20 protein-coding genes are annotated in these 26,706 nt (G+C 71.7%); 11 read left to right on the top strand and 9 right to left on the bottom strand.

Annotated elements, in window-relative coordinates; translation table 11 throughout:
- Positions 1-10 precede the first annotated feature (10 nt).
- A complete protein-coding gene (locus tag ACWEVN_RS12760; protein ID WP_452051325.1) occupies positions 11-1,384 on the bottom strand; it encodes a glycoside hydrolase family 43 protein in 1,374 nt (457 codons plus the stop codon).
- 276 nt (positions 1,385-1,660) lie between these two features.
- Between ACWEVN_RS12760 and ACWEVN_RS12755 the strand changes: the two genes are divergently transcribed.
- Positions 1,661-5,716, top strand: a complete 4,056-nt coding sequence (locus ACWEVN_RS12755; RefSeq protein WP_452051324.1) for a family 43 glycosylhydrolase — start codon at positions 1,661-1,663, stop codon at positions 5,714-5,716.
- A gap of 748 nt (positions 5,717-6,464) precedes the next feature.
- Positions 6,465-7,172: a protein kinase domain-containing protein gene (locus ACWEVN_RS12750; RefSeq protein WP_452051323.1), complete on the top strand. Its 708-nt coding sequence runs from the start codon at positions 6,465-6,467 to the stop codon at positions 7,170-7,172.
- Here the strand turns inward: ACWEVN_RS12750 and ACWEVN_RS12745 are convergent.
- From ACWEVN_RS12745 to ACWEVN_RS12735, 3 genes are all read right to left on the bottom strand, one after another.
- Entirely contained in the window at positions 7,157-8,482 is a 1,326-nt protein-coding gene (locus ACWEVN_RS12745) for a jacalin-like lectin (protein WP_452051322.1), read from the bottom strand. The two genes, ACWEVN_RS12750 and ACWEVN_RS12745, sit on opposite strands and share 16 nt — an antisense overlap.
- The gene (locus ACWEVN_RS12740; protein WP_452051321.1) at positions 8,479-10,329 is read right to left on the bottom strand and encodes an autotransporter-associated beta strand repeat-containing protein; all 1,851 of its coding nucleotides are present in this window, start codon (positions 10,327-10,329) and stop codon (positions 8,479-8,481) included. The genes ACWEVN_RS12745 and ACWEVN_RS12740 overlap by 4 nt, the downstream gene beginning before the upstream one ends.
- A 150-nt stretch (positions 10,330-10,479) precedes the next feature.
- Positions 10,480-13,116, bottom strand: coding sequence for an NEW3 domain-containing protein (locus ACWEVN_RS12735; protein ID WP_452051320.1), 2,637 nt, complete (start codon positions 13,114-13,116; stop codon positions 10,480-10,482).
- Between ACWEVN_RS12735 and ACWEVN_RS12730 the strand changes: the two genes are divergently transcribed.
- The 3 genes from ACWEVN_RS12730 to ACWEVN_RS12720 all read left to right on the top strand — a co-directional run bounded on the left by ACWEVN_RS12730 (position 13,097) and on the right by ACWEVN_RS12720 (position 15,511).
- Positions 13,097-13,318: a hypothetical protein gene (locus ACWEVN_RS12730; RefSeq protein ID WP_452051319.1), complete on the top strand. Its 222-nt coding sequence runs from the start codon at positions 13,097-13,099 to the stop codon at positions 13,316-13,318. The two genes, ACWEVN_RS12735 and ACWEVN_RS12730, sit on opposite strands and share 20 nt — an antisense overlap.
- A gap of 100 nt (positions 13,319-13,418) precedes the next feature.
- Positions 13,419-15,173: a hypothetical protein gene (locus tag ACWEVN_RS12725; protein WP_449686259.1), complete on the top strand. Its 1,755-nt coding sequence runs from the start codon at positions 13,419-13,421 to the stop codon at positions 15,171-15,173.
- 2 nt (positions 15,174-15,175) lie between these two features.
- Positions 15,176-15,511: a hypothetical protein gene (locus tag ACWEVN_RS12720; RefSeq protein WP_452051318.1), complete on the top strand. Its 336-nt coding sequence runs from the start codon at positions 15,176-15,178 to the stop codon at positions 15,509-15,511.
- A 10-nt stretch (positions 15,512-15,521) separates the two neighbouring features.
- On the opposite strand, the gene ACWEVN_RS12715 is transcribed toward ACWEVN_RS12720, so the two are convergent.
- Positions 15,522-16,238: a zinc ribbon domain-containing protein gene (locus ACWEVN_RS12715; protein WP_452051317.1), complete on the bottom strand. Its 717-nt coding sequence runs from the start codon at positions 16,236-16,238 to the stop codon at positions 15,522-15,524.
- A gap of 127 nt (positions 16,239-16,365) precedes the next feature.
- Between ACWEVN_RS12715 and ACWEVN_RS12710 the strand changes: the two genes are divergently transcribed.
- Positions 16,366-17,292, top strand: a complete 927-nt coding sequence (locus tag ACWEVN_RS12710; protein WP_452051316.1) for a TAXI family TRAP transporter solute-binding subunit — start codon at positions 16,366-16,368, stop codon at positions 17,290-17,292.
- On the opposite strand, the gene ACWEVN_RS12705 is transcribed toward ACWEVN_RS12710, so the two are convergent.
- Entirely contained in the window at positions 17,289-18,683 is a 1,395-nt protein-coding gene (locus ACWEVN_RS12705; protein ID WP_452051315.1) for a sensor histidine kinase, read from the bottom strand. The genes ACWEVN_RS12710 and ACWEVN_RS12705 overlap by 4 nt on opposite strands.
- A gap of 6 nt (positions 18,684-18,689) precedes the next feature.
- A complete protein-coding gene (locus tag ACWEVN_RS12700) occupies positions 18,690-19,364 on the bottom strand; it encodes a response regulator transcription factor (RefSeq protein WP_310976527.1) in 675 nt (224 codons plus the stop codon).
- Positions 19,365-19,642: 278 nt separating this feature from the next.
- Between ACWEVN_RS12700 and ACWEVN_RS12695 the strand changes: the two genes are divergently transcribed.
- From ACWEVN_RS12695 to ACWEVN_RS12675, 5 genes are all read left to right on the top strand, one after another.
- On the top strand, positions 19,643-20,371 hold the full coding sequence (locus ACWEVN_RS12695) for an amino acid ABC transporter ATP-binding protein (protein ID WP_003054447.1): 729 nt from the start codon (positions 19,643-19,645) through the stop codon (positions 20,369-20,371).
- 58 nt (positions 20,372-20,429) lie between these two features.
- Positions 20,430-21,356: a glutamate ABC transporter substrate-binding protein gene (locus tag ACWEVN_RS12690; RefSeq protein ID WP_449686264.1), complete on the top strand. Its 927-nt coding sequence runs from the start codon at positions 20,430-20,432 to the stop codon at positions 21,354-21,356.
- Between the two features lie 86 nt (positions 21,357-21,442).
- The gene (locus tag ACWEVN_RS12685; protein ID WP_176175880.1) at positions 21,443-22,090 is read left to right on the top strand and encodes an amino acid ABC transporter permease; all 648 of its coding nucleotides are present in this window, start codon (positions 21,443-21,445) and stop codon (positions 22,088-22,090) included.
- Between the two features lie 73 nt (positions 22,091-22,163).
- A complete protein-coding gene (locus tag ACWEVN_RS12680) occupies positions 22,164-23,024 on the top strand; it encodes an amino acid ABC transporter permease (RefSeq protein WP_452051314.1) in 861 nt (286 codons plus the stop codon).
- A gap of 75 nt (positions 23,025-23,099) precedes the next feature.
- Positions 23,100-23,837 (top strand): SDR family NAD(P)-dependent oxidoreductase, encoded by a 738-nt coding sequence (locus ACWEVN_RS12675; protein WP_452051313.1) that lies wholly within the window; start codon positions 23,100-23,102, stop codon positions 23,835-23,837.
- Here the strand turns inward: ACWEVN_RS12675 and ACWEVN_RS12670 are convergent.
- Together ACWEVN_RS12670 and ACWEVN_RS12665 are read right to left on the bottom strand one after the other, a co-directional pair.
- On the bottom strand, positions 23,834-24,451 hold the full coding sequence (locus ACWEVN_RS12670) for a hypothetical protein (RefSeq protein ID WP_452051312.1): 618 nt from the start codon (positions 24,449-24,451) through the stop codon (positions 23,834-23,836). The genes ACWEVN_RS12675 and ACWEVN_RS12670 overlap by 4 nt on opposite strands.
- 6 nt (positions 24,452-24,457) lie before the next feature.
- Positions 24,458-26,706: ALF repeat-containing protein (locus ACWEVN_RS12665; RefSeq protein ID WP_452051311.1), on the bottom strand; the 2,249-nt coding region annotated here is incomplete at its 5' end.

The following is a 26,706-nucleotide window of genomic DNA, read 5'->3' as shown; positions in this document are numbered from 1 at the left end:
CGGAAGCGGTTCAGTAGCCGACGCGGAAAGTCGCGTCCTGCTTGTCCACAGTGGAGGACGTGCTGCCCAGGGGGTCGATCCGCAGCACGTAGTCGTGGTGCCGGAGGTAGCGGTCGGGGTAGTTGTGCGAACGGAAGGACGCCCAGCTCGCGTCGGCGAGCCCGGCCGTCTGGTGGAAGGTGGCGTCCGCCTTGAAGTTCGCGGAACCGTCGTCGGCGGCGAGGCGCAGCTCGTAGTTGTAGTGCCGCAGGTACCGGCCCGGGTAGTTGACGGACTCGAACGAGACGCCGGTCGCGTCCGCCAAACCGGGCACCAGCTTCCACAGCTGGTCGGCGTACGGGTCGAACGGGTAGGCGTCGATGCGGCCCACGGAGTCGGCGTGCCGGACGTAGCGGTCCGGGAAGTTGTAGGACTTGAGCCGCCGCCACGCCGGGGCGCCCCACTGCGCGACGAGGGCGGACCGTTCGGCGGCCGTGATCGGCGTGATCCCGGGGTGCTTGGAGTTCAGCGGCTGGGTGTAGGCGCGGTCGTTCAGCAGCGTCCAGTTCCCGGCGGCGACATCGGTGGTCTCCCAGCAGAAGAACCGGCCGTTGGGGCTCCAGGTGTCGCCCCAGAGGTACCAGCGGCTCCCCGACGGCGCCGGGACGATCTGCGGCGCTTCCACCCCCCGCCCGGGGGATATTCCGGTCTTGTACGTGGTGAAACCGCCGGGCGCCAGTGCTCCGGAACGCTGGCCGACCAGGGTGCTGTTCGTGTTGTTCTTGACGTACAGGTAGTTGACGCCGCCGATCGAGGCCATCGTCCCGTCGATCGTCGCGTGACCGGGGTCGAAGAACACCTGCGGGGCACTGACCGTCACGAAGTCGGTGGTGTAGTTGACCATGATGACGTCGTGGCCGCCGGAGGCCGCCGAGTAGATGATCGCGTACTGGCTGCGCGAAGGGTCCCAGAACGCCTCGGGTGCCCAGCTGTGCGTGGCCATCGAGTGCAGCTTGATCCGGCGGTACCCGCTGAACCCGCGCAGGTCGGCGGAATCCCAGACGTGCACGTACTGGTTCTGCAGCGACCAGTCGGTGCCCTTGAGGTCGGTCGCCAGCACGACGAACCGGCCGTCCTGCTTGCGCAGCACGAAGGGGTCGCGCAGCCCGCCGGTGCCGGCGGTCGGCGTCACGACGGGGTTGTTCTGGTTGAGCGGCATCCAGTCGAGGCCGTCCGCGCTGACCGCCAGGTGCAGCCCGTAGCCGGCGCCGGTCATGGACGGCGACTCGGTGAAGTACGCCATGACGTAGGCGCCGGAGGCGGCCTGAGCGGAGGCCCTGCTGCCGAGCACGCCGGCGACCACGGCGCCCGCCGTGCCCGCCATCAGTCCACGCCGACTGATCATGGTCTCGTCCCCATCTCGTCGTCGAGTGCCGGGCACAGCAGAGATTGTTAGCGCTAACAAGCGGTCGTAGTGTAAGTGACCCGCGCCACAAGGTGTCAAGGGTCCGATCGGCGGGAGGTTCGACGCCACCAGGCAAAACAGTCGATTGACCCCGTGCGGATCGGGAGCTATGTTAGCGCTCACTTCGCGCCCGGCAGCCAGGTTGCGGCTCCGGACCCCTCCCCGCGCGAGGTCCTTCTTCCCGCGCCGTCGGCGCCCACTTCCTGGAGAGCCGGTATGCCCGTTCGACTCTCGGCGACGCCGTCGTCGCCGAAGTTCTCCCGGCGGCCCCGCCCGCTGACCGCGATCCTCGCCACCCTCGCCATCGCCGCGGCGTCCACGACCGTGTGGGCCACGTCCGGCCACGCGGCAACCCTGGACGACGGCCTGGTCGTCCGCTACGACCTCACCGGCGGCTCCGGCACGACGGTGCCCGACGCCTCGGGCCACGGCCGCACCGCGAGCGTCAGCGGTGACACCACGTGGCAGGGCGACGAAGGCCTGCGCCTGGGTGGCACCAACGGGCACGTGCGCCTGCCCGACAACCTCATGCGGGGTCTCACGGACATCACGGTTTCGGTTCAGGTGAACATCGCGGCCGACCAGGGCACGCCGTACTTCCTGTGGGGCCTCGGCAACACGAGCGGCGGCGCCGGGAACGGCTACCTGTTCACCACCGGCGACGCCTTCCGCGGCTCGATCGCCTCCGGCAACTGGTCGACCGAACAGAACGCGAGCGCAGGCCGCAACCTCTCCCGCGGCAGCTGGCGCACGATCACCTACGCCCTCGGCGGCGGAACCGCGGTCCTGTACGAGGACGGGATCGAGGTCGCCCGCACCACCGGCATCACGATCACGCCCGGTTCGATCGGCGGCGGCACCACGACCGCCGACTACCTGGGCCGGTCGGTCTACGACGCCGACAAGTACCTCAAGGGGAACGTCCGCGACTTCCGCGTCTACGACCGCGCGGTGACCGCCGACGAGGCCCGTGCCCTCGGCGAGCGCACCGCCGCCGGGCGGGCGACGGCCGACGCGGCCGCCCTCGACCTCGGCGACACCTCGGCCGTCACGGACAACCTCACGCTGCCCAAGTCCGGCGCCGGCGGCTCGGCGATCGCCTGGACGTCGAGCAACCCGGCCGTGGTGTCCCCGGCGGGCGTGGTGACGCGGCCCGCGCCCGGTGCCGGCAACGCGAAGGTGACCTTGACCGCGGCCGTCTCCTACGCCGGCCAGAGCGCGAGCCGCTCTTTCACCGTCACCGTGCTGCAGGACATCACCGACCGGCAGAAGGTCGACAACGCGCTCGAGGACCTCGTCCTCCGGGACCAGGACGCGATCCGCGGCAACATCACGCTGCCGGTCAAGGGCGCCCGCGACGTCACGCTGACCTGGCGCAGCCAGGACCCCCGCGTCGTCACCGCCACCGGCGAGGTCACCCGGCCCGCGACCGGTGCGCGGCCGGCCAAGGCGCGGCTCACGGTCCGCGCGGCGAAGGGCCACGCGACGGCCGAACGCTCCTTCACGCTCACCGTCCTGCCGCTGCCGAAGAAGGAAGCGCTGGAGGGGTACATGTTCGCCTACTTCACCGGCGAGGCGACGCAGGACACCGAGCAGATCCACTTCGCGGCCAGCCTCGGCAACGACCCGCTGCACTGGGACGAGCTCAACGGCGGCAAGCCCGTCCTGCGCTCGAACTACGGCGAAACCGGTGTCCGCGACCCGTTCATCGTCCGCTCCCCCGAAGGCGACCGGTTCTACATCGTCGCCACCGACCTGCAGATCAACGACGGCCGCGGCTGGGACCAGGCGCAGCGCCACGGCAGCCAGTACCTGGAGATCTGGGAGTCGACCGACCTGGTCACCTGGTCGAACCAGCGGCACGTCCGGGTTTCCGACGACACGGCCGGCATGACGTGGGCGCCCGAGGCGACCTACGACCCGGCGATCGGCGCCTACGTCGTCTACTGGGCCACCAGCCCCTACGCCCCCACCGACGTCGACCACACCGGCTCGACGTACCCGCGGATGATGTACGCCACCACGCGGGACTTCCGGACGTTCAGCAAGCCGCAGGTGTGGAACGACCCCGGTGAGGGCGTCATCGACTCCACCGTGCTCAAGGACGGCGACTACTACTACCGCCTCACCACCGACGGCAAGGTCATCGGGTCCTGCGAACGGGACATCGTGCTCGAGCGGTCGAAGAACCTGCGTGCGGTGGACCTGCCGACCACCAAGCCGCGCAACTGGGAGCTGGTCTCCGACTGCATCCGCACCAAGCTCGGCACCGACTGGGTCGAGGGCCCGACGGTGTTCAAGGCGAACGACAGCACCAAGGTCTACGCGTTCATGGACGAGACGCCGCGGCGCGGGTACGTCCCGTTCGTCACCGATTCGCTGGCGAAGCCGAACTGGACGATCCCGGCGGAGTACCAGCTCCCGAAGAGCCCGCGCCACGGCACGGTGCTGCCGGTGACCAAGGCCGAGCTGGCCCGGCTGCGGCAGGGGCCGCCGCCGGTGACGGCCGACAAGAAGGGCGTCGTCGCCGACTACGACCTCACCGCGGCGGGCCGGGGCGACACCGTCACCGACGTCTCGGGGAACGGGCGGGACGCCACGGTGCACGGCGGTGTCACGCGCTCGGCGGACGGGCTCGCCTTCGCGGGCAAGGACGGTTACGTCGCCCTGCCGAACAACCTGATGAGCGGCCTGAGCGGGATCACGGTGTCGGCGCAGGTGTGGGTCGATCCGGGCCAGCAGACGCCGTACTTCCTGTGGAACCTGGGCAACAGCACGGACAACGCCGGGGACGGCTACCTGTTCGCGACCGGGGACACCTACCGGGCCGCGATCGCCGCGGGCAACTGGTCGACCGAGCAGAACGCCGACAGCAAGCGGGCGCTGTCCCGCGGCGCCTGGCACACGCTGACGTACACCCTGGCGAACGGAACCGCGCGGCTGTACGACAACGGCGTCGAAGTGGCCCATGTGGACGGTGTCACGGCGAAGCCCGGCGACCTCGGCGCGGGCATCACGACATCGAACTACCTGGGGCGGTCGGCCTACGGTGCGGACGAGTACTTCCAGGGCAAGATGCGGCGGTTCACCGTGTGGAACCGCGGCCTGACGGCCAAGGAGGTGCTCGGCGCGCCGGGCAACGAGACGGCCGTCGGCTCGGTGACGCTCGATGCCCTGCGGGTGCCGGCGATCGTCGACAGCGCGAAGGGCACGATCGTCCTGCCGGTGAAGCCGGGCACGGACGTGCGGCGGCTGGCGCCGGTGCTGCAGGTCGCCGACGGCACACAGGTGTTCCCCCACAACGGTTCGCGGCAGGACTTCACCGGCCCGGTGGGCTACTCGGTCGTCGGCGCCGGCCGGCAGCGGCGGACGTGGACGGTCACCGCGGTGGTGATGAACAGCCCGGTCCTGCCCGGCTTCAACGCCGACCCGAACATCGTCCGCTTCGGCGACACGTACTACATCTACGCCACGACCGACGGCTACCCGGGCTGGTCGGGGACGACGTTCGACGCGTGGTCGAGCAAGGACCTGGTCACCTGGACGCGGCACCCGAAGATCCTCGACCTCGGCCCGGACGTGTCCTGGGCGGACAGCCGGGCGTGGGCGCCGACGATCACCGAGAAGAACGGGAAGTACTACTTCTACTTCTGCGCGGACGCCAAAATCGGCGTCGCGGTTTCCGCGTCACCGACCGGGCCGTTCACCGACGCACTGGGCAAGCCCCTGATCGCGGCGAACCCGGCGGGTGGCCAGGCGATCGACCCGGCGGTGTTCACCGACGACGACGGGCAGACGTACCTGTACTGGGGCAACGGCAACGCCTACGTGGTGCCGCTGAACGCCGACCTGACGTCGTACGACCCGGCGAAGATCACCCGCTTGACCGGCCTCGACGGCTTCCGCGAGGGGCTGTTCATGACCAAGCGCGCGGGCATGTACCACCTCACGTGGTCCATCGACGACACGGGCAGCGAGAACTACCGCGTCGGCTACGCGACGGCGACGAGCCCGCTGGGTGCGGGGCTGGTGAACCGGGGCGTGATCCTGGAGAAGGACCCGTCGCTGGGGATCCTGGGCCCCGGGCACCACAGCATCGTCCAGGTCCCGGGCAAGGACGAGTGGTACATCGCCTACCACCGCTTCGCGATCCCGGGCGGCGACGGAACGCACCGCGAGGTGACGATCGACCGCCTGCGGTTCGGCCCGGACGGGACGATCGCCAAGGTGGTGCCGACGCTGGGGAGCGTGCCGCCGCTCAAGCGGAGGTAGGCACCGGGACCCGAGCCCGGCCGGGCGGCAGCGCAGCCGCCGGGCCGGGCTCGGCCGGGTCGGCGGGGGTCGTGCCTTTCGCGCCGACCCGCCGGGAGCGGGCGTGCCCTAACCGGTCCGGGCGGCCGCCAGCGGGACGACCTCCGGCACCAGCCGTGCACCGCCGCAGCCGACCCCGGTATACCCGGATCGGCGCTGATCACGCCTTCAGCGCTCACCCGCCGGAAGGCGGTGTGTCCCAACGGCCCGAGCCTGGCCGGGCCCCCGCCGGGCTTGCCGCCGCGGTTGTGATGGGGGACGTCGAAGTTCGGCATCGGCGGGTTCGCCGACGCGGTCAAGGCGTCGGATGCCGAGAAGTTCGCCCAGGCCGCGCACCTCGAGCCGCCGAAAGCGCATACAACGGCGCGTCGAATCGGCGGATCAGGCCCCCAGCCGGGCAGCCGCCAGCGAGGCAACCTCCGGCACCAGCCGCGCACCGCCGCGGCCGACACCCCCATGCACCCCGGATCGCACCTCCAATGCCGACCCGCCGGAAGTGGGCGTCCCCAACCGGCCCGAGCCTGGCCGGGCAATCGCCCACCCGCGCTCGGGCGGTTCTCCCCCGCCGGGGTGAACAAGTTGTCGAAAAAGCCGCAGTGACCGGCCGTTGTTTTGTCACGAACGGGGAATCGAGTCGATCAAGCGAACCGGATTCGCGTTCCGGCCGTATCTCCCGGTAGGACGGTGGACGACGCGGAGGGACAGCGACGTGGCGAGCGAAGGAACACTGATCGGTGACCGGTACCGCCTGCTCGGCCCGGCCGGGGCGGGCACCGTGGTCTGGCACGCCCAGGACGAACGGCTCGACCGGATCGTCGCCGTCAAACCGCTGTTCGACGAGCCGCCCGCGGTGCCTGCCATCCCCGCGCCGCGGGCGGCCATCTGTGACGTCGTCGACGAGGACAGCACCACCTACCTCGTGCTCGAGTACCCGGGGGCGCGGACGCTGACCGAACTGCTCGGCGAGCACGGTCCGCTCGCCGCCGGGCTGGTCGCCCGGTTCGGGCTTCAGCTGGCCGCCCAGCTGGCCGCCGCGCACGACGAAGGCGTGCTGCACGCCGCCGTCGATCCGGACCACGTCGTCGTCTCCGCCCAGGGTCGCGCCGCGATCGTGGGCGGCGGGAGCCCGCTGCGCAGCTACCTCGCCCCCGAGGTGCTCGACGGCGGCTTCCCCGACTTCCCGGCGGAGGTGTACTCCCTGGGCGCCACCCTCTACGCCGCGCTGGGCGGTGATCTCGGCCTGGTCCGGCACCCGCTCGCCGAAGCCGTGCTGCGGCTGCTGCACCCGGACCCCGCGGCCCGGCCCACCATGGCCGTCGCCGAAGAGCTGCTGAACAGCGTGACGCCCCGCCGTCCGGAACCTGCTCCGGACCGCGGGGCGCCTCAGGGGCTCGCCGGCGACTACCGCTGCGTGTAGACGAAGCCCACCTTGTCGACCTCGGCACCGGTGCGGCCGTGGAAGCCGGCGAGCTGCCAGCCGTCCGGGGCCGTGCGGGTGACGCAGTCGCCGGTCGTCGAGCCGCCGGCGAGGACGCGGCCGAGGTTGGTGGTGAACCGGGCCGAGAAGATCCGGGTCGTGTTGCTGTACTTGCCCTGGCAGAGGGTCGCCGTCGTGACGTACTCGCCGGTGCCGAGCGTGAGCGACGCCGCCGTGCCGCCGGTGCCGCCGTGGGTCAGCGTGGTGCCGTTCTCCAGGGTCACGCCGACCTGGTCGACGCGGTTGCCGCTGCGCAGCGACCAGGTCCGCACCCGGGCGTTCGCGGGCACCGCCGGGACGTCGGTGAAGTAGTCGCCGTGCGGGCCGCCGAACTGGTCCGACAGCTGCAGCGCGAGGTTGCGCTGCCAGCTGAAGCGCACGGTGATCGGGTCGTGGTCGGACAGCATGTTGCCGTCGGTGTACAGGAACTTCGAGTGCTCGTTGTTGTAGAAGGTCGCATCGAGCGAGACGAGCTTGCTGCTGCGGTAGAGCACCTTGTCGACGACCTCGCAGTCGTTGGTGGGCGCCTGCTTGTCGCACACGAGGTCGGGGCTGCCCGGAGCCGGCGCGACACCGCCGCGCACGAGCTTGACCCACGCGTCGGTGAGGCCGTTGTCCGCGCCGAACTGCGCGATCGTGTCGGCCGCGCGGGTGTAGCGCGTGTTGGTGTCGCCCATGACGACCACCGCGTTGCCCGCCGAGTGCGACCGGATGAACGCGGTCAGCTGCGCCAGGTTGGACGCGCGCGAGGCTTCGTCGCCGTCGTTCGTCCCGGCGTTGGTGTGCGCGTTGTAGAAGTCGACGTACACGCCTTCGGCCAGCCGCACCCGCATGAAGGTGAAGCCCTTGGGGGTCAGGCAGTCGCCGGAGTCGAGCTGGCAGGACGTCCAGCGGACGCGCTCGAAGTCGTCGGCGTCGTACGGCAGCGAGGACAGCGTGTTCAGCCCGCTGCCGATCCCCGCGCCACCGCTGGTCGGCGTGCGGTACGGGTGCTGGTCGGCCGCGTAGAGCTTCGCGTGGTAGTTGAAGTCCTCCTCGACGTGCACGACGTCGTAGGGGCCGAGCCGCTGCCCGATCGCCGTCGTGGCGGGGTCACGCGGGGTCGGCGCGCTCGAGATGCTCTCGGGCAGGCCGGCGACGTTGTAGGCCAGCACCGAGAAGCTGCCGCCGTCGGCGGCCCGCGCGGCCGCCGGACTGACCACTGTGGACACCATGACGGCGAGTGCCACCGCGGCGATGCGTTTTCTCACGAGAACTCCCGCTGGATTCGGACGGACAAACCGGTGGAGGTGTAGCGCGGGACCACCCGGTACCCCGGGCGGTCGGCGCGGACGGCGGCGAACCGGCCACGCAGCCGCCGCGCGCACAGCACGTCGACTTCGTGCCCCGGGCAGGAGCCGTCGATCCGCAGCTCCAGGACGCTGCCGCGGTCGAGGGTGGCCTCGCCGCGCACGACCAGCGCCGGCCCGGCGGCGGCGGACAGCGTGCCGCCGGTCTGGTGGTAGGCGCCGATCCGGAGGCCGGCCGCGCGCAGCACCCCGCCGGCCAGTTCGACGGTGCCGGTGCCGAGGGCGCTGGCCGTCGCCGCGACCAGCGTGCCCGCCTCGACGCGGGTGCCGCCGCGGTAGTGGTTGGCCCCGGCCAGCGTCAGCGTCCCGGTGCCCGCCTTGACGAGCCCGCCGTCACCGCCGATGTCGTTGCGCCAGCTGTCGTTCGCGGAAAACCCGCCGCGGGTGGCGTCCATCGTGACGCGAACGCCCGTGTCGAACGCGCCGAAGCCGTCGGCCGCGGCGAAGAGGTTCAGCCGTCCCCACAGCTCCGGGCCGTCGAGCAGCGGGTTGCCGCCCGGGAACGCCGTCGTGTGCAGGACTTCCCGCCGCTGCGCCGCGTCCAAGTACGGCAGGCGGGTTTCGAGGAGCACCTCGGCGCCCTTCGGGACGCGCATCGCGGTGCGGGCCCCGCGGTCCGGCAGGCCGTAGGTGGCCCGGCGGGCGACCATCGCGGCGTTGGCGCGGCGGTCGCCGTACTCGTCGGCGCCGGTGTGCGCCCGGGCGAAGAGCGTGTCGGGGGTTGTACCGGTCTTCGCGGTGAAGTACTTCAGCGCCTGCTCACGGGCCGCCGCCTTGAGCGCCGCGTTCTCCGGGTCCGCGAGGGTCGCGACGGTGAGCGCGGTGGCCAGGGTGCGGCCGCCGATCACGTCCACCGGCGAGTGCATCCCGGCGACGATCCGCGTGTCGGCCAGGTCGTAGGCCCGCGCCACCAGCTCCTGGAACCGCTCCGGGACCGCGTAGGCCAGCGCGAGGCAAGCGAGGTGGAACGCGTTGGTGTGGCCGCTGGGGAAGCCGCCGTCCTCGGCCGGGGTCGTGCTGCGCTGGCGCAGCAGCTGCGGCGCGACGACCACGTCGGACCGGTAGACCGGGAAGCCGAGCGCGTCGACCCGGCCGGTGTCCTCGACCCGGCTGTCGGCGGTCATCCGCCACGGCCGCGGGTACTGGTAGGCGGCCTTGCTCGGGTTGCCCGAGGCCCAGGTGCCGCGGACGGTGTCCACGAGGGTGGCCACCAGGCCCAGTTCCGAGTCGTGCGAACCGGCGCCGAGCGCCGAGCCCGCCGGGGCGTTCGCCGGGACGGCGTCGTCGATCTTCGCCGGCGGCGTGCCGTCCGGGGCACTCGTGATGCTGGTGACCGCCTTGGCGCCACGGCGGTAGAGGTCCGCGAGGGGGCCCAGGCCGCCGATGGCGGCGTAGGACTGGTGCTGGCGGTCGTAGACGAAGGAGCGCTTGGCTTCGGCGCCGGTCCGGGCGCGGGTGACGGCGACGCAGTGCCGGACGTTCGCGCGCAGCAGTGCGGCGTCGAGCACGACCCCACTGTCCCAAGTGGACCCGGTACGCCAGACCCGCTGCATCCCGCTCAGGATCCGCACCGCCGCGTTGGTTTCCGCGGTGTGGTTGGCCGGGATGTTCGTGCGGTAGGAGTCGACGAACGCCGTCGTCGCTTCCGCCCAGGCGGGCACGTTGAGCACGGTGGGCAGGACGGCGACGGCAGGGACGAGCGCGGACAGGCGCAGGAAGGCCCGCCGGTCCAAGGGCGCGAGGCTCAATGGGTTCTCCTGGGAAGGCGCGCGGGAAATGCGCGCGGGGAATCGCTGCGGGAATGATCAGCGCCGGGGAGATCCGGGTCAAGCAGCGTCCGGAGTAATTCGCCCGTCAGTAACCTGATCTTTTGCGGAGCTCCTGCGAATTCGACGAATTCACTCGATCCGGACTTCGACGGCGGGGCTGTAGGAGAGCCGTCCGTGGGCGGCCACGCGGACCAGCACCCACCAGTGCGCGCCCGGCCGGGCGCGGTGACTCGCCCGGACGGTGACCGGCACCGTCGCCGTTTCGCCGGCAGCGAGCCGGAAGGGCTGCAGCCGCGGGCCGATCGTGACCTCGGTGCCCCAGGTGCCGAACGGGCTGATCACCGCGACCGCGCCCCGGATCTCGCTCTGGGCCAGGTTTTCCAGCGACACCGGCAGCTCGGCGCACCCGCCCGGTCGCACGACGACCGCGCCCGTGACGCCGACCGCGACGAGGTCGTCGCGGGGTGGTGGGGGCCCGACGAGGATTTCGGCCGTGTCCTCGAGGAGGTGCCCGCGGTCGTCGGTGATCCGGGCGGCGAGCAGGTACCGGCCGGGTGTGTCCGGCCCCCGCACTTCGACCGTGGTTTTCGCGTGGCCCCCCGGCGCGAGGTCGTAATCGAAGTCCGGCTCCCCTTCCGTGCGCCACCCCGGCGGCAGGTCGAGCTCGACCCGCCCGCGGGCCGGGCGCCCGCTGCAGCTCACGGTGACGTCCAGGCGGGCCCGTCCGTCGCCGAGTTTCAGCCGGGTCGGCGTCACGTGCACGCTCACCGGCAGGTTGCCGGCCGGCGCCGGGCCTTCGTTGTGCAGCCAGTACCGCGTGGGGAACGGCTGCACGGGTTCCGTGGCGATTTCCTGCCCGGTTCCCATCCGCATGACGGGTTCCAGCCGCACGGTGGCCACGTCCGCGGCGCCCAGTTCGACGCGCGCGCGTCCGGCGTCGACTTCGACCGGCTCGCCGCGTTCTTCGAGCAGATCGGTGCGCCAGGCCGAACGGATCCCGCCGTGCAGCGCGATGGCCGCCGTGGCCGCGGACCCGGTCGATTCGTACACCCGCAGCGTGATCGCGTCCGCGGGCGGGATCACCGAGCCCGACGCCAGCGGGTTGCCCGCCGGTTTTGCCGCGGTCAGCACGACTTCGGCGGGTTCGACCGTGATCAAGCTCAGCGCGGGCGGCAACACGCCTTCGGTGGCCGGCACCGGACGGGTCCGGAGCGGATGGGCGGCTTCCTGCGCGTGCCGCGGGAAGCCGGCGTCCCGCCAGTCCCCGTCCCCGGCGACGATCGAGAAGCCGAACGTGTGGGTCCAGTGCTGCCAGGCGAAACTCGAGCCGTCGGGGGCGGTCCGGCGCTCACCGTCGATCCACCCGCCGCTGGGCCAGCCGCTGCACGAGCGCATCAGCGACAGGTGCAGCGTGCCGCCCGGGTCGACGACGAATCCGGGCGTGCCGTGGTTGACGACCGCGACGGAGTAGCTGTCGGCGGGTTCGGCCGTCCCGGCCAGCCCGTCGGGCACCCGCACGTCGAGGGCGGCCGCCGCACGCAGTTCGGCGATGGCCGCCTTGACGTCGTCGACGATCACCACCGGCAGGTCGCGGAGGCCACGCAGGTCGGCGTCGGGCACCCAGGCTTCGCGCCGGGTCCGAATAGCCGGGACGAACACCCGGCCGTGCCGTTTCAGGGCGTCCCGGTAGCCGGAGTCGGCGGAGGCGAGGACTTCGGCGGCACAGGGGTTGTCCGCGCCGACGACGAACCGGACGTCGGGCAGGTTCGAGTCGGCGTCGAGGGCGCCGTAGCGCAGGCCGCCGGGGCGGGTGCAGGTCGCCGTCACGCCCTTCGCGGCCAGGGCCGCGACCAGCGCCCGGACCTCGAGCCCGGACGTGAGCGGCTCGACCACTTCGGCGACACCGATGGCGTGCGCGGTCCGCGTGCCGTCGTCGCGGACGAGCGCGACGCGGGCGGTTGCCGACAGCCCGGCCCAGGTGTGGGCCGGCGTGTCGAGCGTCCAGAGGTGTTCGGCCGCGTCGACGTCCGGGAAGCCGAACGACCGGCCGATCGCGCCGAACCCGACCTCCGCCACCGGCAACGCGCCGGGCACGGCGAAGTCGAAGCGGGCCCGCAGCAGCCGGTCCTGCCCGAGCGACCCGTCGACGTCGGTGTGCACGTCCACTCGGGACACTCCGCGCCACAGCGTCGTGCGCTGGGTGATCCGCAGGTCGTCCAGAGCCCTCGTCGCGACGAGCCGCTCCCCGACCGGGCTGGTCTCGACGACGACCTCCGCCGCGCCCGGGCCGTGGCCGGGTCCCTTCGGCAGCAGGTGCCACGGGCCTTCGCCCCAGACCGGGTGCTCGGCGTGCTCGTCCTGGACCACCAGCCCGGCGGCGAGCCCGCCGTCCTTCAGCAGGTCCCGGCCGCTTCGCCGGTCCCGGACGCGCTTGAGGGCGCCCCCGCGCGCCGGGTCGGCTTCGACCGCGAAGACGTCGTTCTCGATCGTGGGCGGGCCCGGCTTCTCGGTCCACCCGGGTGGGACGTCCGCTGCGTCGAGCACCCGGTAGACCCGGTAGCCGAGTGCGGGCACCGCGGTGGCGAGGAAGGTCAGCGTGATTTCTTCCAGGGAGCCGTCGGGGTTGCGCACGACCGAGTCGGTGACGGCGGGGACCGGACGGCCGTCCGGGTCGGCCACCCGCACGCCGGTGGCCGCCGAGGTCACGGTCACCGAGGTGATCGCGTCGCGCGTCCAGGACAGCGTGTTGAGCACGAAGACGGGCACGCCGTCGCCGCTGGTGTCGGCGCCGGGCTCGTCGGTTTTCGCCGTGCGGTACGGGCCGCAGGGCGATGTCCCTTTTACGGTCGAGGTGCGTGCATCGGCGGAGGGATTGGTGATCGATTCGCCGCAATTCTCGGTGGTCGTCGGCGATCCCGCGGGTGACGCGGCCGGGGAACCGATCTTGCGGTTGACAGCACGCCCTTGACTTCCCGGCGGCCGGAACCGGTGCACGCGGTTCCGGTCCTGTAACACCGCACGGCCGGCCGGACGACTCCCGGGTGGGATCGGACCGGAAAGGGAAATCCATGGCTGTCGGTGTCGAAACCGAACAGAGCAGACGGTGCCGGCGTTGCCGGTCGGTCAACCGAACCGGGGACAAATACTGCCAGCAGTGTGGCGCTTCCCTGGCGAGGCGGGACATCACCACGCGGTACCTCTGTGCCGCGGCGCAGCTCGACGAGAAATTCGCCGACGAGGCGATCAAGGAATTCCTCGTCGAACCGTTCCGCGCCGTTCCGCAGACACCCGGCGTGGACACCACCGCCGTCCTGCGCGAGGCGGTGGCCGCCCGCGCGCGGCGGCGCATCCGCGACGGGGTGCTGCTGGGGTTGCTGCTGGTGATGCTGGTCCTCAACCCTCTGTGGTTCATCGCGTGGCTGGTGGCCGCCACCGTCCTGGCCTTCGTCACCGGCAAGCTCACGCCCACCAAGCGGGGCGCGGCGATCGGGACGGTCCTCGCGGTCGCCGTCGTCCTGCCGCTGGCCGGGATCAGCGTCATCGGCTACGCACTGGGGACGGTGTTCGGCCTCGGGTCCGGGTCATCGGGGTCCGAGCTGGGCACGGCGGCTTCGAGCGTGAGCGCCGGCCTGGGCGTGGGCGTCATCGTCGTTCCCTTCGTCCTGATCGTCATGATGGCCGTCGTCCTCGGCGCCGACGAGTTCGCCGTGCACTTCCTGGTCTTCGACCGGTTCCGCACCGGCACCTTCGTCCCCAACCGGGAGATGAGCGCCGACGAACAGGAGCGGCGGCTGCGCGGGCTCGGCCTGGACCAGTTCGCCGGGCCGCTGGGCGACCTGGCCCGGGTGGAGCAGGAACTGGCGCGCCACCCCGACAAGGTGGACGTGGTCGTGCACCGGGGGTTCTCCCCGTTCGTGGGCGCCGGGATCCCGCTGCACCAGCAGGTGATCACCCTGCCGCTCGAACCGGCCGACGACGACGCCGAACCGGAGACGATCAACGTCACCGGGTTGCAGGACCAGGTCAGCGCGGCGATGGCGCGGCTGCGCGGGACGTCGTCGCTGGGCCCCGGCCGGCGCCTCGAGGACCTGGTGCTGCGCGAGCAGGTGCTCATCCCGGCGGACCGGCTGGTGGCCGACCGGGCGGCGGTGCCCGGTGTCCTGCCGAGCCTGGCCGGGCGCCCGGCTCCGCAGCTGGACCCCGAAGCGGCCCGCCACCTCGCCGACGCTTCGGTGGAGTGGGCGCGGTACTACCGCTGCTACCGCATCGAGTCGTGGGACCGCGACCTGACCACGTCGTGCTACCTCCACGTCGGGACGAACCAGCGGATGCTGTTCCTCGAATGGCAGTTCCTGGCCCTGCTGCCGATCGATCCGCGCTACCGGACCATCGACCGGCACCGGTCCCCCGTGCTCGCGCCGCTGCGGGCCGCGGCCGTGGAGTGGTGCCTGCTGCCGGCGACGATCCTCCGGCGCGCCAAGACCGTGTTCCGCGGCTTCAAGGCGTTGCAGCAGCGCCCCGACAAGATCGAGCCGGCCAAGTACGGGGCCGGCCGGAGCCTGCGCGAACTGGCGCAGGCCGAGCTGGTGCAGAGCTACTTCCAGGACGTCGACGTGGAGCGGTACGTCCGGATCATGGATTCGACGCTGTTCCGCGCGGTCGGCGCCTACCTGCAGGAGCGCGGCTACTCCGTCGTCGAGTTCACGAAACTGGCCGATCCCGTCTACAACACCTACGACCTGCGCGGCAGCACCTTCGTCGATTCGGCGGTCGGCTCGCACAGCAGCGTCAACAAGGGCGCCAAGCCCGCAAAGGAGAAGTGATCATGGGCGACCGGTTCGACCTGCGCGGCGCACACTTCAAAGGCAGCGCCGTCGGCTCCCACGCCAGCGTCAACCACTACACGTCCGGCCCGGCGGTGCCGGTCGAGGACCTGCTCGAGGCACTCGCCCGGGTGCGGCCGGACATCATCGCCGCCGCCCCCGCGGCCGACCGCGCCGAAGTGCAGGCGGAAGTGGACAAGATCGAGGAGGAGCTGAAGAAGGAGGAGCCGCGCGGCAAGGTGGTGCGGAACCGCTGGGAGACCGTCACCACCCTGATCGGTGACCTGAGCGCACCGCTCACGAAGATCACCGAACTCGTCCTCAAGCTCTTCGGGTGACGAGGCCTCGTCACCGCGGCTTGGAGTTGCCACTCGGCCCACCCGTGTGGGTGAGCCGGCTCGCGTGGCAGTCCTGCCGGGCGAACCCCTGCTGCCCGCACCACGCGTTGGCGTCGTCGGCGCTGGGGAAAGCCTGCCCTTCCAGGGTGACCCAGTAGCCGCTGCGGCTGAAGTTCCGGTAATCACCGGAATCGACCATGAAAGCGTCGGGGTACTTTTCCCGCAACCGCCGGAAATCGGCCAGCACGGCGGCGTCGTCGTAGGTCACGCCGTTCACCACGAGACCGGCGGCTTTCGACGACAACTGCGGGAGCCAGCGCCCGATCAGGCTTTCCGCGACGTCGTGGTCGCGGGAAACCTGGTCGCGCAGGTCGGCTTCGGTGACCGTCGTGCTCGACGTGGCCGCGGACGGCGGCGACCAGGTCGTGCGGAGGTCCGGACTCGTCGCGGGCGCCCACGGCTGGGTGGGTGCCTCCACCGGTCCGGTTCCGGGCTGAGCAGCGGGCGCGGCGGGGCCGGGCGAACGGGAAACCGCGAAGATCACCGCTCCGGCGGCGGCCAGCGCCACCAGCGATCCCGCGGCCAGCAACGGAAGCAGCTTCCGCGACGACGACCCGGCCGCGGTCCCGGACGGCGCCGGGGAAAGAGCATCGACCGGCGTCCCGCAGGTTCCGCAGAATCGGGCCTGGGGTTCGAGTTCTCGTTCGCACACCGCGCAGGAGCTCATGGCTTTGAAGTCCGTCGCGCGAAGCGGCCTGTTACAAACCGGGCCGAAACCGATCTTTCCGGATTCCCCGCGGAATCGGCGGGTCCCGGAATTCCCTCCGGCGCCCGCCGTCTGGCACGATCAGGCGGTGACCGGCTGGAGGAGGACCCGCGGACCCGCGATCGCGGCCGCCCTCCTGCTGGTGCTCGCCGCCTGCACCAGCGGCTTCGGCGGCCTCGAACTGCGGATCGCCGCGGGCACCTCCAGCGGCGTCTACTACAAGCTCGCCCAGACCCTCGCCACGGCCTGGCAGGGCGGCCTGGGCATCGACCGGCCCCAGGTGCTCGAGACGCAGGGCTCGCCCGACAACGTCGACAAGGTCCTCGCCGGCCAGGCCGACGTCGCCTTCGTCGCGGCCGACGTCGCCGCGGCCCAGTACCAGGCCAAGTCGAAGTTCGCCGCGCTCGCCCGGATCCACGACGACTACCTGCACATCGTCGTCCGGGCCGATTCCGACATCCGGTCGGTGTCGCAGCTGAGCGGCCACCGGATCGCGATCGGCTCACCGCAGTCCGGCGTCGAGTTCATCGCCAACTGGCTGCTCAAGACGATCGGGCTGCGCGACTCGGTCAGCACCAGCACCCGCGGCCTCGACCAGTCCGTCACCGCGCTGCTGAACCACGAGGTCGACGCGTTCTTCTGGTCCGGCGGCCTGCCCACGCCGAAGCTGCTGGAGCCGGAGAACCGAGGCAAGCTGCACCTGCTCGACCTCGCCGACGTCATGCCGAGGGTGCAGGCGAGCAGCCAGGTCTACAGCACCGCGACGATCCCGGCGAGCACGTACAACCAGGCTTTCCCGGTGACGACGCTGGTGGTGCCGAACTTCCTGGTGGTCCCGGAGTCCATGCCGGACGACGTGGCGGAGGCCCTGGTCCGCGGCCTCTTCGACGCCCGCCGCGAGCTGGCGAACGCCAACTCGGCGGCCCTGTCGATCGACGTCCACCCGGGCATCGAGACCCAGCCGATCCCGCTGCACCCGGGCGCGTTGCGGTACTACCGGTCGCAGAAGACCTAGGCCACCGGGAACACCATCGAGATCCGGAGCCCGCCCCCGTCGGGCAATTCCAGCGCCAGTTCCCCGTCCGAATGCGCGACGATCTCACTCACGATCGCCAGCCCCAGCCCGGACCCCGGCACGTTCTGGTGCGCCGGGCTCCGCCAGAACCGGTCCAGCGCCCGGTCGAGCTCCTCCGGTGGCAGGCCCGGCCCGTGATCCCGCACCGACAACCGCACCCGGTCGCCCGATCGCGCCACCGCGACCAGGATCTCCGTCCCCGCCGCCGTGAACTTCAAAGCGTTGTCCAGCAACGCGTCCAGGATCGTCTCCGCACCCCGCGGCGGCATGCACACGCGCGCACCGTCGCCGGACGTCTCGACCACCAAGCGGACGTCGCGGGCTTCGCCGACCACCGACCAGTCCGCGACCCGGTCCGCCACGACCTCGTCCAGCACCACCGGGTCCAGCTCGCCGCCCGAGGCCTCGGCGCGGGCCATCGACAGCAGCCCGTCCAGGATCTGGTGCAGGCGGCCCGCGTCCACCCGCGCCGCTTCCAGGTCGGCGGCCGCCGGCTCGTCGTCGACGTGGCCTTCGAGATTGCCGAGCCGGATCTTCAACGCCGTCAGCGGGTTGCGCAGCTGGTGGGACGCGTCGGCGACGAACGCCCGCTGCGCCGCCAGCGCGCCCGACACGCTGGACGCCATCCGGTCGAACGAGCGGCCCAGCTGCCGCAGCTCCGGCGGCCCGCCGCTCTCCCCCACCGGCTCGGCTTCCCGGCCGCTGACCACCGACGCCACCAGCGCGCCCGTCGCGTCGTCCAGCCGGTGCACCGGCCGCAGGATCCAGCGGACCACCGGGATCGCCACGGCCAGCGCGAGCGTGAACGCGAGGATCCCGCCCGCGGCGAGCAGCAGCCACCACCACAGCACATCCGCCCGCTCGGCGCCGGTGTCGGACACGGTGAGCACCGCGCCGTGCACCTCACCGTCCGCGAGCACCGGCTCGGCGAGCACCAGCGGCGTCGAATCCCACGGCATCAGCACGCCGGTGGGCTGGGACCGGCGGCCGGCGAGCGCCTCGTGGACCGGCCCGCTGATCCGGTCGTCCTTCAGGTCGATCCGCGCGGGCTGCCCGAGCGACGAGGCGAACAGCTTGCCGTCCTGGTTGACGACCAGCGCCTGGACGCCGTAGACGTCGGTGTAGCGGATCAGGTCGGGCTCGATCAGCCCCGGCTTGTTGTCCAGCAGCGGCCGCTGCGCCAGCGACGCGAACCGGGCCGTGTCGGTCAGCCGGTCCAGGAACAGGTCCTGCTGCGCGCCCGCGGCGATGCTCCTGGCCAGCGGGATGCCCAGGCCGAACACCAGCAACGCCACCAGCGTCAGCACGATGCCCTGCAGCCGGACGCGCACGCCGCCTCAGCTCCGGGCGACCTGGCCGCCGAGCCGGTACCCGACCCCGCGGACGGTCTCGATCAGCGCCGGGCGGCCCAGCTTCGTCCGCAGCGTCGCGACGTGGACGTCCAGCGACCGGCTCTCCGCCGCGCCGCGGTGGCCCCACACCTCGGTGAGCACGTGCTCGCGCGAGCACACCGCGCCACGCGCGCCCGCCACCAGCGCCAGCACCTGGAACTCCTTGCGCGACAGCGCGACCGCCTTGCCGTCGACCAGCACCTCGTGCCGGGAGACGTCGACGGTGACGTCCCCGACCCGGATGACCACCGGCTCGGCGGCGGGGTGCTCCCCGCGGCGGCGGCGCACGGCCTCGACCCGGGCGAGCAGCTCCTCGACGTCGTAGGGCTTGACCAGGTAGTCGTCGGCGCCCGCGCGCAGGCCCTGGATCCGGTCGTCGACCTCGCCGCGCGCCGAGACGACGATGATCGCGACGTCGCTCACCGCGCGGATCTGGCGGCACAGCGTCACGCCGTCGATGTCCGGCAGGCCGAGGTCGAGCAGGATGACGTCGACCTCGTGCACCCGGTCGAGCACGCCGGCGCCGGTGGCGAGCCGGGCGATCGCCAGGCCGCGGCGGGTCAGCGCCGGGATGAGCGCGCCCGCGACCCGGTCGTCGTCCTCCACCAGCAGCACCCGCACCCGTCCGCCTCCCATGGTGACCTGCTTCACCGGCCGGTACGGCGAACTCTAGGACGTCCCGGCGGCTCCCGCACCGGCCACCCGGACGGTCACACTCCGTGACTCCGGGTGGACACCCCCCAAAAGGGACATCGATACTCAGTTGAAACCCTAAGTATTGCTCAAGCGGCCTTGCCAGCCGGGGAAGCAACGGTAGGTTCTCGCCATCGCGTGGTGACCCATGCCCGATTTGCACGAACGATCCGGGAGGCCAGATGACCGCGGAGGTGGCGGCGCCGATGATCAAGGCGTCCGCCGTGAACAAGTACTTCGGCGACCTGCACGTGCTCAGGGAGATCACGCTCGAGGTGCCTCGCGGCCAGGTCGTCGTGGTGCTCGGCCCGTCGGGCTCGGGCAAGTCGACCCTGTGCCGGGCGATCAACCGGCTGGAGCCGATCAACTCGGGCGAGATCGCCGTCGACGGCGTCCCGCTGCCCGCCGAGGGCAAGGCGCTGGCCGCGCTGCGGGCCGACGTCGGCATGGTGTTCCAGTCGTTCAACCTGTTCGCGCACAAGACCATCGTCGAGAACGTCATGCTCGCGCCGGTGAAGGTCCGCAAGACCTCGCAGGCCGAAGCGCGCAAGACGGCGATGGAGCTGCTGGAGCGCGTCGGCATCGCCAACCAGGCCGACAAGTACCCGGCGCAGCTTTCGGGTGGCCAGCAGCAGCGCGTCGCCATCGCGCGGGCGCTGGCCATGCGGCCCAAGGTCATGCTGTTCGACGAGCCGACCTCGGCGCTGGACCCGGAAATGGTCCAGGAGGTCCTCGACGTGATGACGGGCCTGGCCAAGGACGGCATGACGATGCTCGTCGTCACCCACGAGATGGGCTTCGCCCGGCGGGCAGCCGATCGGGTGATCTTCATGGCCGACGGCGAGATCGTCGAGGACACGACGCCGGAAGAGTTCTTCACCGCGCCGAAGAGCGAGCGCGCGAAGGACTTCCTCGGCAAGATCCTGACCCACTGAGAACAAACGTTCCGCGGCGCCGTCGGCGTCCGGGTGACGACACACAGGAGAGATTCACATGAGGATCCGCACCCTCGCGGTGGGACTGCTCGCCGGTGGCCTGGCGCTGACCACGCTGACCGCCTGTGGCAAGGAAGGCACGCCGACCTCGCCGGGTTCCGGTGACCAGAGCGGCACGAACGCCCCCGCGGCGCTGAGCTACCCGGTCGCGCAGGGCGTCGACCTGGCCGGCTCGCCGGTGTACGCCAAGATGAAGTCGGCGGGCGCACTGACCGTCGGCGCCAAGGACGACCAGCCGGGCCTCGGCCAGAAGGACCCGACGACGGGCAAGTTCGGCGGCTTCGACATCGAGATCGCGAAGCTCGTCTCGGCCGGCCTCGGTTTCGACCCGGAGAAGATCACCTTCCGCACGGTCGACTCCGGCGCGCGTGAGCAGACGATCGCGAACGGCGACGTGAACTACTACGTCGGCACCTACTCGATCACCGACAAGCGCAAGGCGCTGGTCTCCTTCGCCGGCCCGTACTTCGTCGCCGGCCAGGACCTGCTCGTCCGCAAGGACGACACCTCGATCACCGGCCCGGAGACCCTCAAGGGCAAGAAGGTCTGCTCGGTCACCGGCTCGACCCCGATCCAGAAGGTCCGGCAGCAGAACCTGACCGAGCCGGCCAACATCGTCGAGTTCCAGAAGTACTCGCAGTGCGTCGAGAAGCTGCAGTCGAAGGACGTCGACGCGGTCACGACCGACGACGCGATCCTCAAGGGCTACGCGGCCCAGGAGCCGGACACCCTGAAGGTCGTCGGCAAGACGTTCTCGACCGAGAAGTACGGCATCGGCCTCAACAAGGACGACAAGGTGCTGCGCGACAAGGTCAACGAGATCCTGCAGAAGGCGCTGGACGACGGCACCTGGCAGAAGATCTACGACGCCACGCTCGGCAAGTCGGGCTCGACCGCGACCAAGCCGACCCTCGAGAAGTACTGACGTGACACCGGGGCCGGTGGATCGGGTTTCCCGGTTCACCGGCCCTCTCACATCCACTCCTTGACCACGGACGCGGGGAAGGCTCCATGGACGTCCTGCTCAACAACCTGGACCTGTTCGGTCCGTTCTTCCTGCGCACGATCGAACTGTTCGTGCTCTCCGCCGTCGGCAGCCTGATCTGGGGCACGATCCTGGCGATGCTGCGGGTGAGCCCGGTCCCCGTCTTCCGCGCCGTCGGCGCGGCGTACGTGACGATCGCCCGGAACACGCCGCTCACCCTGGTGTTCGCGTTCTTCGTGTTCGCCTACCCGCTGCTCGACATCGTCAAGCTCGACTACTTCCCGGCCGCGGTGACGGCGCTGACCGTGTACACCTCGGCGTTCATCTGCGAGGTCGTGCGCTCGGGCATCAACACCGTGCCGGTCGGCCAGGCCGAGGCGGGCCGGGCGCTGGGGCTGACCTTCGGCCAGATCCTCGGCCAGGTCGTGCTGCCGCAGGCGCTGCGCTCGGTCGTGCCGCCGCTGATCAGCACCTTGATCGCGCTGCTGAAGAACACCACCATCGCGGCCGGTTTCTCCGTCGCCGAGGCCGGCGCGATCCGCCAGTACCTGTCCGAACGCGGGGAGAACCAGCTGGTCGGCCTGCTGTGGGTCGCGCTCGGCTTCATCATCCTGGTCGCCGTGCTGTCGTTCGTCCAACGCAGCCTGGAGAAGCGCTGGAGCGTGGCCCGATGAGGGAGCTTGCGACCGAATCATTCAACACTGCGCTTGCGGCTCAGGCCGCACCGAGCGTCAGCGAGGTGTGCGCATGAGCAACGTCCTGTTCGACGTCCCGGGCCCGAAGGCCCGGCTCCGGTACCGCACGTACGCGGTGATCGGCACGCTCGTGGTCCTCGCCTTCGTCGGGTACATCGGCTGGCGGTTCTACGACAGCGGCCAGTTCACCGCCCGCAAGTGGGAGTGGCTGCAGTACGCGCAGGTGCAGCGCGACCTGGCCGACGCGGTGCTCGCGACGGTCGAGGCGTTCGCCGCCGCCGCGGTGCTCGCGGTGATCTTCGGCGCGATCTTCGCGGCGGGCCGGCTGTCCGACCACGGGTGGATCCGCCGGATCTCCGGGTTCGTCGTCGAGTTCTTCCGGGCCATCCCGGCGCTGATCCTGATGTTCCTGTTCTACTTCGGCCTGCCGACGCTGGGCGTGCCGATGACGCCGTTCCTCGGCGTGGTGTTCGGCCTGACGCTGTACAACGGCTCGGTGCTCGCGGAGGTCTTCCGCGCCGGCATCCAGTCGCTGCCGAAGGGCCAGAGCGAAGCCGCGTACGCGCTGGGCATGCGCAAGACGCAGGTGATGTTCCTGGTGCTGCTGCCGCAGGCGATCCGGGCGATGCTGCCGACGATCATCAGCCAGCTGGTCGTGCTGCTGAAGGACACCGCGCTCGGGTTCATCATCACCTACCAGGAGCTGCTGTACTACGCGCGCTACATCGGTTCCCAGGGCGCGTTCGGGCGGCCGATCGTGCCGTCGACGATCGTGGCGACCGCCATCTACGTCGTGATGTGCCTGCTGCTGACGGCGCTGGCGACGTACCTGGAGCGACGCAACCGCCGCAACAAGAAGGTCGTGGCCGCACCGCCCGCCGCGACCGAAAACCTCGCGGCCGCGTCGGCCTGAGTCACCCGTTCGAGGCCCCCGGGACCTGTCCCGGGGGCCTTGTCGTGTCCGGAGGTGTCCCCTAGCGTCGGGCGTATGGGTGTCGCACTGGTGACCGGCAGTTCCCGGGGTCTCGGCCGCGTGATCGCTCGCCGGCTGGCCAGAGACGGGTTCGCCGTCGCGGTCAACGGCCGCCACGACAACGCGGATCTGAAGACGGCCGCGGAGAGCATTCTCGCCGAAGGCGGCCGCGCGGCGGCGTTCGCCGCGGACGTGACGGACCGGCGCCAGGCCGGCGAGCTGGTCGACGCGGTCACGGCGGTGCTCGGCCCGATCGGGGTGCTGGTGCTCAACGCGACCGGACCGCAGCCGGAAGCGCCGGTGGCGGGCGTCGACTGGCCGGACCACCTGGCCCAGCTGGACTTCTTCGTCCGGTCGCCGGTGCTGCTGGGCCACGCCGTGCTGCCGGGCATGCGGGCCCGCGGCCACGGCCGCATCGTACACGTCGACTCGGAAGTGGCGGACCGTCCGCCACCCGGCCGCTCGGCCTACGCGACGGCCAAGAGCGCCCAGATCGGCCTGGCCCGGGCGTGGGCCCGCGAGCTGGCCCCGGACGGCATCACGGTCAACACGGTCGCGCCCGGGTCCATCCCGGTGGAGCGGCACGCGGAGGTCCCGGAAGCCGAGCGCGAGGAGTACCGGGCCTCGGTCCCGGCCGGGCGGCTGGGCACGCCGGAGGAGGTGGCCGCCGCGGTGAGTTTCTTCGCCTCGGAGGAAGCCGGCTTCATCACCGGGCAACGTCTGCTCGTCGACGGCGGCCGCTCGCTCGGTTAGTCCGGGACCAGCGCGAGGATCCCGTCCGTGTCGCGGGCGAGGAAGTCGCCGAACGGGACCAGGTTCCGCAGTTCCGGGTGCCGGCCGGCGACCTCGGGCCGCAGCACCATCAGTTCCGGGGTGATCGTCACCGGCGTCGGGCCACCGGTCACGATGTCGTCGAGATCGATGTCCAGTGACGGCCCCCAGCGGTCGACGACCAGGCCGACCGCGGCCGGCCCGGTCGCCCGGAACTCGGCCAGGATCCGGCGGATCACCGTGTCCTGTCCCTTCCGGTAGACCGGACCGCCGAAGCCGTCGAGGTCGTAGTCCTCGACGACCACGCCGTCACCGGCCGGTCCCACCGTGCAGACCACGTCGGCGTCTTCGTCGTCGGTCAGCCAGTACTGGAAGGTGAACTGCTTCTCCCCCAGCCCGGCCATGGCGGCGAGCAGGCCGGCACGGTCCATCTCGACCTGCTCGCCGATGGTCTCGCCCTCGCCGCTGATCGCGGTGATCCGGCCGGTGCGGGGATGGCTCAGCACCATCCCCGCCGCCGCCAGCGAGTCCACCCGCCGGTGCACCTGTTCCGGTGTCCAGTCCCGCCGGTACAGGCGCACGAATCCGTCGGACATTCCTGCCTACTTCGGGAAAAGGATGACGTTGCCGTCGCCGAGCCACTTCTTGGCGAGGTCGAGCGCCGCCTGCGGCGTGCCCTCCTCAAAGTACGCCAGAGCCCGCACGCCCGCCTGGTCGGCGCCCCACCTGAGGACCTTCATCTGGCTGCCCAGCTTGGTGGTGTCCAGTGCCTTGCCCGGCCCGCCGACCGCGATGTACTCGCCGTTCGGCCCGAACACGTCCACGCCGGTCTTGCCGACGCCCGGCTGCACGATCGTGAAGTCCTGGCCGTCGTTGGTGAGCTCCTTGGTGCGCCGGCCGCCGACGATCTCCGAGACCTTCACCTCCCGCGCGTCGCCGATCTTGTTGCCCGGGTTCTCGGCGAGGTTCTTGATGTCGTCGGCCATGCCCTCCATGCCGTGCATGGCCATGGCCAGGCCACCGATCATCTCGGCGATCCCGGCGTAGACCGCCGGGCCCGAGGTGAAGATGCACGCGATCGCCCCGACGAGCGCGCCGCCGATGCCGCCGGGCACCGCGCCGATGCCGGCGAACGCGGCGCCACCACCGGCGCCGATCGCCGCACCCGCACCGACCTCTTCGGCGCACGCCGCGATCGCGCCACCGGCGACCGACGCACCGCCGAGCGCGGCTCCGACACCCCCGGCGACCTCGGCCAGGTGCTGGATCAGCGCGAGCAGCTCGCCCGCGTGGTCGCGCACGTAGTCGAGGGTGGCGCCGGCCATCGTGTCGATCATGGACAGCAGCTGGTTCGCCGTGTCCAAGAGCCCCTGCAGCTCCGGGTGGTCCTGGATGATCTGCGCCACCGCGTCCCGGACCTGCTGGACGGTGCCCCGCATGTCCATGACTTGCTGCTTGGCGTTTTCCTCGGACTGCTTGACGCTGACGGCGTTGTACGCGTCCGCGGCCGCCTGGCTGGCTTCGAGCACGTCCTTGCCCGCCGCGTCCGCGTCGGCCTGTGCCCGGGCCGCCGCCTCGCGGGCCTCCGCGGCGTACTCGTTGGCCAGCGCGGCCGACTGCGCCGCCTGGGCCGCCGAGCGCTGCGCGGCCTGCGCCGCCGCCTGGGCGTTCGCCGCCGCCCACCGGGCGGTCTCGGCCGACTGCGCCGCCTGGGCTGCGGACTTTTCGGCCTGGTCGGCGGAGGCCTTCGCGGCTTCGGCGTGCTGCTGCGCCTCGGCCGCCGAGTCCTTCGCCGCCTGGGCCGCCGCGGCGGCTTCGGCGGCCGAGCCCGCCGCGTTGGCCGCGTACTCGGCGGCCAGCGCCGCCTGCTGGTGCGCCAAGGCCGCGGATTCCTTCGCGTTGGCGACGTAACCGTTGATCTGGGCGACGTGCTGCGCGGCGTCGGCGTCCCGCCATGCGGCGCTGTACTGCCCGGACTGCAGGAACTGGCGGACGTAGGTCCACGGCCCCGACAGCGCGGCGTTGGCCGCGGCCTTCACCTCCGGGCCGCCCTTGTCCAGGATCTTCTGGGCGGCGATCCGGTCGTCGTTCTTCGCCGCGGTGTACTGCCCGGTCTTCAGGAACGCGGCGACGTCGGCCGGGGTCCCCGAGAGCGCGCGGTTGGCCGCGTCCTTGGTGGCCGGCCCGCCGAGCGAGGAGATGCGCTGCGCCTCGAGCCGGTCGTTGGTCACCTTGCCCTGGTAGTCGCGGGTCGTCAGGAACTGCTTGACCTGGTCGTGGCTGCCCGCGGCGGCGGTAACGGCCGCGGTGCGCTGGGCCGGTACCAGGGAGGCGCCGCCCACGATGCTGAGGCTCAGCCGGTCGTCCTGCTCCAGCGCCCCGTTCAGGCCGCTTTGGACGAAGGCGGTCAGTTCGGCGTCCGTGCCCGCGAGCGCGGTGCTCGCCGCGGCGAACAGCTTCGGGCCGCCGGTGTGCATGAGCTCGGCGGCCAGTTTCCGGCCGCTGGCGATCGCCGTCGCCGGCGGAGCCGCCGGGTCCTTGGCCGCGGCCAGCAGGGTCGCCGCCTGCTGGCTCAGCTGCTCGGGCTGGCCGGCGCTCCAGTGCGCCGCCACCGTCCGGGAGTCCTCGGCCTGCTTGGCGTCCTGCGCGTCGCGCATGGCCTGGGACTGCTGCTGGGCGAGCCGCTCCGCGTCGGCGCGGCGGGCCAGGCTAGCGGTGTTCTCGGCCTGGTCGGCGGCCCCCTGCGCGGCGTCGGCGGCGTTCTTCGCCTCGATCGAGGCGTCCTTGGCGCGCTGCGCGGCCCCGGCCGCCTCACCGGCGTGCTTCGCCGCGTCGTCGGCCGCGGCGGCCG

It is taken from the genome of Amycolatopsis sp. NPDC003861 (assembly GCF_053605405.1).
The sequence above is the reverse complement of the archived record's forward strand: the minus strand, read 5'-3'. Positions and strand labels throughout refer to the sequence as shown.